This is a genomic window from Muriventricola aceti, assembly GCF_025567565.1.
Lineage (GTDB): Bacteria > Bacillota > Clostridia > Oscillospirales > Oscillospiraceae > Lawsonibacter > Lawsonibacter aceti.
Genome location: NZ_JAOQKF010000019.1, coordinates 20,028 through 30,940, shown reverse-complemented (window position 1 = coordinate 30,940; position 10,913 = coordinate 20,028). Strand labels below are relative to the sequence as shown.

Sequence of the window (10,913 nt, the reverse complement as noted above, 5' to 3'; positions counted from 1 at the left end):
CCGGATGCGGTGAAAGTCGCATGTCCGGTGTGAAGCGGGGGAAAAGCTGGAGATAACTTCAAAGGCTTACCTATCGCTATTCCCGTCCGACCTTGCCACCTTTGGCAGCGAAGCAAAGAACTTGTTGCAGGACTTACAGAGCCGCAACGAGCGAATGTTTCTCCTTACGTTCCTTGTGGTAAACATGGCAGACACGAAGCGGAAACTGGAAAATGATATTTTCGCTGCGGCGGGTATCGCACAGAAATACAACTGCCGCCTGACACGCCTTGACTATCAGCAGGAAGCAGGGCTTTTATCCAGTGTGCCGATTGGGGAAAACCTTATCCCGATACAACGGGGGCTTACCACATCAAGCACCGCTATTTTCATTCCCTTTATCACGCAGGAGCTTTTTCAGACGGGGCAAGCCCTGTACTATGGCTTGAACGCCCTTTCTAACAACATGATACTCTGCGACAGAAAGCAGCTCAAAAATCCCAACGGGCTTATATTGGGAACGCCGGGAAGCGGAAAATCTTTTGCGGCAAAAAGGGAAATGACAAATGCTTTCCTCATTACCGACGACGACATTATCATCTGCGACCCGGAAGCCGAGTATTTTTCCCTTGTGCAGCGTCTTAATGGGCAAGTGATACGTCTTTCCCCTACGGGCAGGGGCATTGACGGCAAGCCCCAGTATGTAAACCCTATGGACATAAACCTTAATTACAGCGAGGACGACAACCCCCTTGCGCTGAAAAGTGATTTTATCCTTTCCCTTTGCGAGCTTGTTATCGGAGGCAAGGAGGGTTTGCAGCCTGTCGATAAGACCGTCATTGACAGGGCTGTAAGAAATGTGTACCGCCCGTTCCTTGCAGACCCCGACCCGGCAAAAATGCCTATCTTGGGCGACCTTTACGACGAGCTGTTAAGACAGCCGGAGCCGGAAGCTGCCCGTATCGCGGCGGCATTGGAGCTGTATGTTTCCGGCAGCCTTAACGTATTCAACCACAGAACCAACGTGGAACTTTCTAACCGCCTTGTCTGCTTTGATATAAAGCAGCTTGGAAAGCAGCTTAAAAAGTTAGGTATGCTCATTGTGCAAGACCAGACATGGAACAGGGTAACGATAAACCGGGCAGAGAAAAAGGCGACCCGCTACTATATGGACGAATTTCACTTGCTCTTAAAAGAGGAACAGACCGCCGCTTACAGCGTGGAGATTTGGAAGCGTTTCCGTAAATGGGGCGGTATCCCAACAGCCATTACGCAGAACGTCAAAGACCTTTTGGCAAGCCGCGAGGTGGAAAATATCTTTGAGAACAGCGATTTTGTCCTCATGCTCAATCAAGCGCAGGGCGACCGTACTATCCTTGCAAAGCAGCTTAATATTTCCCCGCAGCAGATGAAGTATGTTACCCACACCGAAGCGGGCGAGGGGCTTATCTTCTATGGAAATGTGGTGCTGCCTTTTGTAGACCGCTTCCCGAAAGATACCGAGCTTTACAGGGTAATGACAACGAAGCCGGAGGAAGTTTCCGAAAGCGGAAAGTGAGGTGCAGACCATGAAGCAATATAAATCCCGCGATAAAATCACACAGAAAATGACCCGCGACGGGCTTATTGAGGTAAACGAAACACAGCAGACCGCCGAGCGTATCAGTAAACGGGAACAGGACGCGGATTTTCAAAAGTCCCCGGAGCAGCAAGCGGCGCAGGACGGGACGCAGCTTCAAGGTGTAGCGTCCCAAACTTCCCCGTTACCCCACGCACCGGGAGCTTCCCCCGCAAGGGACACCGCCACAGCAGAGCGCGTTATGGAGCATATCGAAGCAGCACAGACCCGCAGAGCCAGTAAAAAAGCGGTACATAAAGCACAGGAGGAAGTTACCGTACAAACAACATCTTCCCGCTTGCAGTTTACCGAGGAAGAACTTGCCGTCCCGGAACTGGAATGCTATATTGAGAAATCAAACAAAGCCGCTGACCGACTGGACGCAGCAAAGGCAGCTATCCCGAAGCAAAAGAAACTGGTTAAGGAGCGCACCTTTGACGAAGCCGCAGGAAAGGCAAAGACCCGACTTCACTTTGAAGAACAGGAAAAACCGATACCCGGCGGCAAAAAAGGAAACCCGCTGTCCCGCCCCGCACAGGAAGCAGGGATTTTCGTCCACAACAAGATACATTCCGTTGAAAAGGACAATTCCGGCGTTGAGGGGGCGCATAAATCGGAGGAACTTGCCGAGCGCGGCGCGAAATACGGGGCGCGGAAGTTAAAACAGGGCTACCGCAGCCATAAGCTGAAACCTTACCGGGAAGCGGCAAAGGCAGAAAAGGCAGCATTTAAGGCAAACGTCAACTTCCAGTATCACAAAACCCTGCACGACAACCCGCAGCTTACTTCTAACCCGCTTTCCCGTTTCATGCAGAAACAGCAGATAAAACGCCAGTATGCAAAGGCGGCAAAGAAAGGAGGGGCAAAAGCCGCAGCGGAAGCCACAAGAAAGACGGCGAAGAAAACCGCCGAGGAAACGAGGAAAGCCGCCGCATTTGCGGCAAGACACCCGGCGGGCATTTTGATTGCAGTTGCCGCGCTGCTTCTCTTTATTATGATTTCCGCAGGGCTGTCCTCTTGCGGGGCTATGTTTTCGGGCTTGACAAACGGGGTGCTTGGCACTTCCTACACATCCGAGGACAGCGACCTTGTGGCAGTTGAAAACAACTATGCCGCATTGGAAAACGGGCTGCAAAGTGAGATTGACAATATCGAAAGCACCCACCCCGGCTATGATGAATACCGCTACGACCTTGACAGTATCGGGCATAACCCCCACGAACTTGCGTCTTACTTGACCGCCCTCTTGCAGAGCTACACCCCGCAGAGCGCACAGGCAGAGCTTGAACGTATCTTTTCCATGCAGTACACCTTGACGCTGACCGAGGAAGTGGAAATACGCTACCGCACCGAAACAAGCACCGACCCGGAAACCGGGGAAACCACCACCGAGGAAGTCCCTTATGAGTATCACATCTTAAATGTGAAACTGACAAACAAGCCGATTTCAGAGCTTGCGGAGGAACTTCTTACGCCACAGCAGCTTGAAATGTACCGGGTGTATTTGGAAACAAGCGGCAACAAACCGCTGATTTTTGGCGGCGGTTCTCCCGACGGAAGCCCGTCTGAGGATTTAAGCGGTGTGGAGTTTGTAAACGGTACGCGCCCCGGAAATCAAGAGCTTATGGAGCTTGCAAAGCAGCAAGTCGGAAATGTGGGCGGCTACCCTTACTGGTCTTGGTACGGCTTTAACAGCCGCGTGGAATGGTGCGCCTGTTTTGTATCATGGTGCTACAATCAAGCCGGAAAAAGCGAACCGCGCTTTGCGGGCTGCGAATGGCAGGGTGTCCCTTGGTTTCAGTCAAGGGGACAATGGGGCGCACGCGGCTATGAGAATATCGCACCGGGCGACGCTATCTTTTTCGATTGGGATTTAGACGGCGTTGCCGACCATGTGGGGCTTGTGCTTGGCAGGGACGGCAGCCGCGTCTATACCGTTGAGGGCAATTCCGGCGACGCCTGCAAGATAAAGAGCTATGACCTTAACTATCAATGTATCAAAGGCTACGGGCTGATGAACTGGTAAAGCAACCCCAAAAAGAAAGGAGAAATGACCTATGGCAAACAATAAAATTGACCGTATCAATAAGGAAATCGCAAAGACCCGCGAGAAAATCACAGAGTATCAGAACAAGTTAAAAGGACTGGAAGTGCAGAAAACCGAAGCGGAAAACCTTGAAATCGTGCAGCTTGTACGAGCTATGCGTCTGACCCCGCAGGAACTGAACGCTATGCTGTCCGGCGGCGGTATTCCCGGCATGACTGCCGCACCCGCAGAAGAAAACGAACAGGAGGAAAATGCAGATGAAGAATAAACTGAAAAAGACCATGACTGCCCTTTGTGCCGCCCTTATCCTTATGGGCGGTTTTTCTGTCCCTGCCTATGCACAGGGCGCAGCCACAGAGCCGCCCGCCGGGGACGCGACCAACGACAGTAATGTAGTTGTGGAGGAAAAAGAGGAAACGCCGCCCCTTACCCCAAAGGGAAACGCTACACTGGTTGACGATTACGGCGGCAATAAGCAACTTATCACTGTTACCACCAAAGGCGGCAACTATTTCTATATCCTCATTGACCGCGCCGCCGAGGGCGAACAGACCGTACATTTCCTAAATCAAGTGGACGAAGCCGACCTTATGGCACTGACCGAAAACGGCGAAGCTGCCAAAAAGCCGGAAATCTGTAACTGTACGGAAAAATGCGAAGTCGGAAAGGTAAACACGTCCTGCCCGGTATGTGTTACCAGTATGACAGGCTGCACAGGCAAAGAACCTACCCCAACACCAACGGAGCAGCCGGAAGAACTGAAAGAAAAAGGCGGCAATCCCGGTGTGGTGCTTGCCTTAGTCCTCTTTGCCCTGCTTGGTGGCGGCGCAGCGTTCTACTACTTTAAGTTTCTAAAGCCGAAGCAGAATGTAAAGGGCGATACCGACCTTGAAGATTTTGAATTTGAGGACTACGACGAGGACGAGCCGGAAGCAGATACCGGGGAAACTCCCGAAGATGAAGAAACGGAGGAAGAAACCCTATGACCCTGTTTACCAACAATCCCTTTGAAAAGATGATGATACAGAAACCGAACGGGCGGCGTGATAATGCGCCGCCTGTTCCTTATCCCCCTGCTTGTGCTTCCTGCCCTTACAAGGGACAGTCCCCTTGTGTGGGGTACTGTCTGAAACAGGTACAGGAGAAAAAGAAAACCGAGCCGGAACGCTGAAAGGAGGAACTTATATTTGATTTTAGTTATCGCAGAAAAGCCCAGTGTGGCACAGACAATCGCTGCCGTACTGGGGGCAAAGGAAAAGAAAGACGGATTTCTCACAGGAAGCGGCTATATCGTTTCTTGGTGCGTGGGACATTTGGTAGGGCTTGCGGAAGCTGCCACCTACGGGGAACAATATAAAAAGTGGAGCTATGACAGCTTACCGATTTTGCCGCAGGAATGGAAGTACACCGTTGCTTCTGACAAGGAAAAGCAATTCAAAACCCTAAAAGAGCTTATGCACCGGGCAGACGTTTCCGAAGTCGTCAATGCCTGCGACGCGGGGCGCGAGGGCGAACTCATTTTCCGCTTTGTCTATGAAATGGCGGGCTGCAAGAAACCTATGCGCCGCCTTTGGATTTCTTCTATGGAGGACAGCGCAATCAAAGAGGGCTTTTCCCGTCTGAAGAACGGCGAGGAATACGACGCGCTCTTTGCTTCCGCATTGTGCAGGGCAAAGGCTGACTGGTTAATCGGTATCAATGCCACCCGCCTTTTCTCTGTCCTTTACAATCATACCTTGAACGTGGGACGCGTACAGACCCCGACCTTAAAAATGCTTGTTGACCGGGACGCAGCGATTACCACATTTAAGAAAGAAAAATACTACCATGTGCGCCTTGTCTTATCCGGCGCGGAAGCTGCAAGCGAAAAACTATCTGACCGTTCCGAAGCTGACAAGCTGAAAGCTGCTTGCGAAGTGTCAAAAGCAGTCTGTGCTTCCCTTGTGAAAGAGAAAAAGACCGCAGCCCCGCCGAAGCTCTTTGACCTTACTTCTTTACAGAGGGAAGCAAACCGCCTGTTCGGTTATACCGCAAAGCAGACCCTTGACCTTGCACAATCTCTGTATGAAAAAAGACTTCTTACTTATCCGAGAACAGACAGCGCATTTCTGACCGACGACATGAGCGACACAGCGGCGGGCATTATCAAGCTGCTTTGTGGGAAATTTTCTTTTATGGCGGGAAAAGACTTCACGCCGGAGCTTGGAAAGGTGCTGAACAGTAAAAAGGTATCAGACCACCATGCCATTATCCCGACTATGGAGCTTGCAAAGACCGACCTTGCCACGCTGCCGGAAAGCGAAAGGAATATCCTTACCCTTGCCGGGGCGCGTCTGCTCATGGCGACCGCTGCACCGCATACCTTTGAAGCGGTTACAGCAGTTTTTGAATGTGCCGGACAGTCTTTTATCGCAAGGGGAAAAACGGTGCTGTCCGACGGGTGGAAAGAGATTGACCGAAGATACAGGGCAGCCTTAAAGAACAAGCCCGAAACGGACGACGCAGACAGTGACACAGAAAAGACCCTGCCGCCATTTACCGAGGGACAGACCTTTGAAAATCCGACGGCAAAGGTAACGGAGCATGACACAACACCGCCAAAACCTCACAACGAAGCGTCGCTGCTCTCTGCTATGGAGCGCGCCGGAAGTGAGGACACCGACCCGGACGCAGAACGCAAAGGGCTTGGAACTCCCGCCACCCGCGCCGCCGTCATTGAAAAACTGGTAAAGGGCGGCTTTGTGGAGCGAAAAGGCAAGCAGCTACTTCCCACAAAGGACGGTATCAATCTTGTGTGTGTCCTGCCGGACACCTTGACAAGCCCGCAGCTTACCGCAGAATGGGAAAACAATCTGACGCAGATTGCCAAAGGCAAGGCAGACCCCGCCGCATTTATGGAGGGTATCGAGGATATGGCGCGGGAACTGGTAAAGACCTATCCGTTTCTTTCTGATGATAAAGCGCAGATGTTCAAGCCGGAACGGGAAGCGTTGGGAAGCTGCCCCCGCTGCGGTTCTCCTGTCTATGAGGGAAAGAAAAACTACTATTGCAGCAATAAGGAATGTAGCTTTACCATGTGGAAAAATGACCGTTTCTTTGAAGAACGAAAAGTAACCTTTACCCCCAAAATTGCCGCTGCACTCTTACAATCCGGCAAAGTAAATGTGAAAAAGCTCTATTCCCCAAAGACGGGCAAAACCTACGACGGAACTATCGTATTGGCTGATACAGGCGGGAAATATGTCAACTACCGCATTGAACTGTCGAAGAAGAAATAACTGAATAGCAAGCATAGGAAAAGAGTACCCTTTTCCGTAAAATCCCTGCTTTCTCTACCGAGAACGGCGGGGATTTTTGCTTGTTGGGAAGTTTCCCAAACCCTCTGTTTTATGGAGGGTTTTACCCTCTGAAACCGAAGAAAGGAGGTTACACATGGCAAGTTTACGGGACACCGTAAAGGACTATCAAGAAGAATTAAGGGACGGTATCGCTTGGGTGGCGTTTTGGAAAACGGGACGTTCTTGGAACGCCGAATATTTCCACCTTGAAATGAGCGACTACATTTACCCGGAGGACAGAAGCCGCATGGAAGAAATCAAACAGGCTGACCCTGCCGCCGTTGTGGTAAACGGCTATTATTCCGGCTATCTTGGCGAGGATATGAACCTTGACGAGCTGACCGCCGGGGTGCGCCGCCACTACGAAAACGGATATAGCAATATCGGGGAATTTATCGAAGCCCACGACGACAGGCTGCCGCCGGAGCTTATCGAGGAAGCAAGAGCCGCCGCCCACGCTGCGGGGCTTCCTTTCTCTGAAAAAGCCTACCGGGACGGCGAAGAACCCGACCCCTATATTTTTGACGGGAGCATGAGCATGGAGGACTACGAACTTATGCACCGTATGATTGAAAACGAAAGGAGCGAACGCATGGTAGAAACGATTTTAAGCGGGTATCTTTCTAATCTTGGAAAGTACACCGAGGGCAGACCTGCGGGCGAATGGGTATCATTCCCCACGACTGCCGAGCATTTGAAAGAAGTCTTTGACCGTATCGGGATAGACGGCAAAAACTACGGGGAGCTGCATATCACAGAATACCAGTCCTCTATTGCAGGACTGGCAGGAAAATTGACCGAGCTTGAAAGCCTTGACGAACTGAACTATTTGAGCGAACTTTTGAAAATGCAGTTTGACGACGACCGGGAAAAATTTGTTGCAGCTATGGAATACGGCGACCATACAAGGGACTTGCAGGATATTATCAACCTTGCACAAAACCTTGATTGTTACTGGCTTTACCCGTCCGTACAGAGTGAGGAAGATTACGGGCATTATCTGATTGAAGAACTGGACGAGTTGGAGCTGCCCGAAGAAGCAAAAAAATATTTCATGTATGAGGAATACGGGCGGGACGCTGCTATCAATGACGGGGGCAGCTTTACCGAGCAGGGCTATATCTACAATAACCGCAACACCTTTACACAGTGGTACGACGGGCGCGACGTGCCGGAGGAATACCGGGTAACGCCGCAGCCGCCAGTACAGGAAAAGGAACAGGCAGACCTTGACGCTTCCGCAGCCATACAAACCGCCGCCACAGAGCAGCCCCCGGTTCTCCCGATTATCCTATCTTCTGAAAAGCCCGCCGATAAAATGAAAGAGATTACCGACCGACTGGAACAGGGAATTTTAGGACTGTATGAAAGCGACCGTTACGCCGATTATCTGCGTACCATGTCAAAATTCCATGATTACAGCCTTAACAATACAATCCTTATCGCCATGCAGGGCGGCAATCTTGTGAAAGGCTATAAACAATGGGAAAAGGAATTTGACCGCCATGTAAAGCCCGGAGAAAAAGCTATCAAGATACTTGCACCGTCCCCGTTTACCGTCAAGAAGCAGGTGGAAAAAATCGACCCGGACACCCAAAAGCCTGTTTTCGATAAGGACGGAAAACCTGTTACCGAAGAAAAAGAAATCAAGATACCCGCTTTTCGTGTAGTATCTGTCTTTGATATTTCACAGACCGAGGGAAAAGAACTTCCTGCCCTTACCTATGAGCTTACGGGCAACGTGGAACAATACAAGGATTTTTTCGCTGCCCTTGAAAAGACTTCCCCGTTTGCTATGGGATTTGAAGCACTAAGCGGCGGCGTAAAAGGACGCTGCAATTATGAGGAAAAGCGTATCTTCATCAACGAGGGCATGGACGAATTGCAGAATATCAAGACCGCAATCCATGAAATCGCCCACGCCACGCTGCATGATACCGCCCTTGCCATGCCGGAACGCCCCGACCGCCGCACCCGCGAGGTACAGGCGGAAAGCGTCGCCTATGCGGTCTGCCAACATTACGGGCTTGATACGTCGGACTATTCTTTTGGGTATATCGCCGGGTGGAGCAGCGGAAAAGAACTTGCAGAACTGAAAGGCTCTCTTGAAACAATCCGCAGCACCGCCGCAAATCTGATTGATACCATAGACGGACATTTTGCAGAAATCCAAAAGGCACAGGATAAGGAACAGACCACCGAACAGGCACAGCCCGCACAGGAAGCCGCCAAACAGCCCGAAACAAAAGCAGCCGCGCCGGAGCTTCCCGAAGAAACAGCCCCGGTACAGGAAAAAGAAGCACAGCCGGAACAGGCTGCACCCGCCGCCCCTTATTATACTATCAATGAAGCTGCCGCCAAACGTGCAAAGGATATGAACAGTTTTTCCGATTATAAGCAAGGCAGCGCGACGGCTGAATACAGGCACTATGTAGATGAAGCCGTACAACTTGCAGAAAGGCAGAAACAGCGGGTAGACCCGATGTACCATGAGAAAATCGACAGCCTGCTTGACACCTATGCCCGGAAACTGGCGGCGAACATGAATAAAGGCTATGAGATTGACGCGCGTGTTCCCTCTATCCTGATTGCGGGCGGCTCTAACTTCCCCACAAGGAAGAAAGAAAAGCAGAACGCAGCCCGCGACAGCAATTACCGGGAATGGCAGGACATACAAGGGCTTCTTGATAAAATCCGCAGTACCGGCATGGGCGGTATCAGCGCAGACGACCCGCAGGCAGTACAGAAGTTAGAAAAGAAACTGGAAAGCCTTGAAAAATCACAGGAAACCATGAAAGCCGTAAACGCCTACTACCGCAAGCATAAGACCCTTGACGGCTGCCCGCATTTACCGCCGGAGGAACTGGAAAAATTGAAAGCAGACATGGCGAGCAGTTGGCATTTGGAGGACAAGCCCTTTGCGACTTGGGCGTTATCCAACAACAGCGCAGAAATCCGGCGCGTGAAAGACCGTATCAAATCCCTTTCACAGCAAAAAGAAATCGGTTTTGTAGGTTGGGAATTTGACGGCGGCAAGGTGGAAGCAAACACCGAAGCGAACCGACTGCAAATCTTCTTTGAGGATAAGCCGGACGAAGCCACGCGGGAAGCCTTAAAAAGTAATGGCTTCCGTTGGTCGCCAAAAGCCGGGGCATGGCAGCGGCAGCTTACCAGTAACGCCTACTATGCGGCTGATTATGTGAAAGCGATTGCTCCCCTTACCGGGGAAAAGCCTACCGAGTTACAGCGGGCGCATATCCGGCAGCAAAAGGTAGCTGCACAGGAACAACCCGCACAGGAGCAGCCGGAGCAGGAAGCCCCACAGGACAAAGACACCTTTTCCATTTATCAGATAAAAGGCGGGGACGAAACAAGGGACTTGCGTTTTGAGCCTTACGACCGTCTGATTGCCGCCGGACACCGGGTAGACCCGAAAAACTATGCCCTTGTCTATTCCGCACCTCTTACGCCGGGGACTTCCCTTGAAGATATTTACACCCGCTTTAATATCGACCACCCGAAAGATTTTAAGGGACACAGCCTTTCTGTTTCCGACGTAGTGGTGCTTCATCAGAACGGGCAGGACACCGCCCACTATGTAGACAGCTTCGGTTATAAGAAAGTGCCGGAATTTTTGCAGCCGGAAAACTATCTGAAAACTGCCGAGCAGACCACCGAGCAAAACTACAACATGATTGACGGGCAGATAAACAACACCCCGACCGTCGCAGAATTGGAAGCAAAGGTAAAGACAGGAGAAACCATTTCCCTTGTTGACCTTGCGGAAACTGTCAAGGCTGACAAGGAACGTGGCAAGGCAGCAAAAACGGAAAAGAAGCCCTCTATCCGGGCGCAGCTTAAAGCAGCGAAAGAACAGACACCGAAGAAACAGGCAAAACAGAAAACACAGGATTTGGAAAGGAGCTGACGC

General features: G+C 51.2%; 6 protein-coding genes. All 6 read left to right on the top strand.

Translation table 11 applies throughout. The features are described 5' to 3' along the window. Window positions 1-46: 46 nt before the first annotated feature. On the top strand, window positions 47-1,537 hold the full coding sequence (locus OCV64_RS15650) for a VirB4-like conjugal transfer ATPase, CD1110 family (protein WP_394803849.1): 1,491 nt from the start codon (window positions 47-49) through the stop codon (window positions 1,535-1,537). Window positions 1,538-1,586: 49 nt separating this feature from the next. Beyond that, entirely contained in the window at window positions 1,587-3,623 is a 2,037-nt protein-coding gene (locus OCV64_RS15645; RefSeq protein ID WP_117605126.1) for a C40 family peptidase, read from the top strand. A 31-nt stretch (window positions 3,624-3,654) separates the two neighbouring features. After that, a complete protein-coding gene (locus OCV64_RS15640; RefSeq protein WP_055153476.1) occupies window positions 3,655-3,912 on the top strand; it encodes a DUF4315 family protein in 258 nt (85 codons plus the stop codon). Beyond that, complete coding sequence (locus tag OCV64_RS15635) at window positions 3,902-4,630, top strand: DUF4366 domain-containing protein (RefSeq protein ID WP_002610332.1); 729 nt, start codon at window positions 3,902-3,904, stop codon at window positions 4,628-4,630. Before OCV64_RS15640 ends, OCV64_RS15635 begins: the two co-directional genes overlap by 11 nt. A 201-nt stretch (window positions 4,631-4,831) precedes the next feature. Next, window positions 4,832-6,922 carry a DNA topoisomerase 3 gene (locus OCV64_RS15625; protein WP_002610336.1) on the top strand — a complete coding sequence of 697 codons (2,091 nt, stop codon included), beginning with the start codon at window positions 4,832-4,834 and terminating at the stop codon, window positions 6,920-6,922. Window positions 6,923-7,076: 154 nt separating this feature from the next. After that, a complete protein-coding gene (locus tag OCV64_RS15620) occupies window positions 7,077-10,910 on the top strand; it encodes an antirestriction protein ArdA (protein ID WP_002610337.1) in 3,834 nt (1,277 codons plus the stop codon). The last annotated feature ends 3 nt before the right edge of the window (window positions 10,911-10,913 follow it).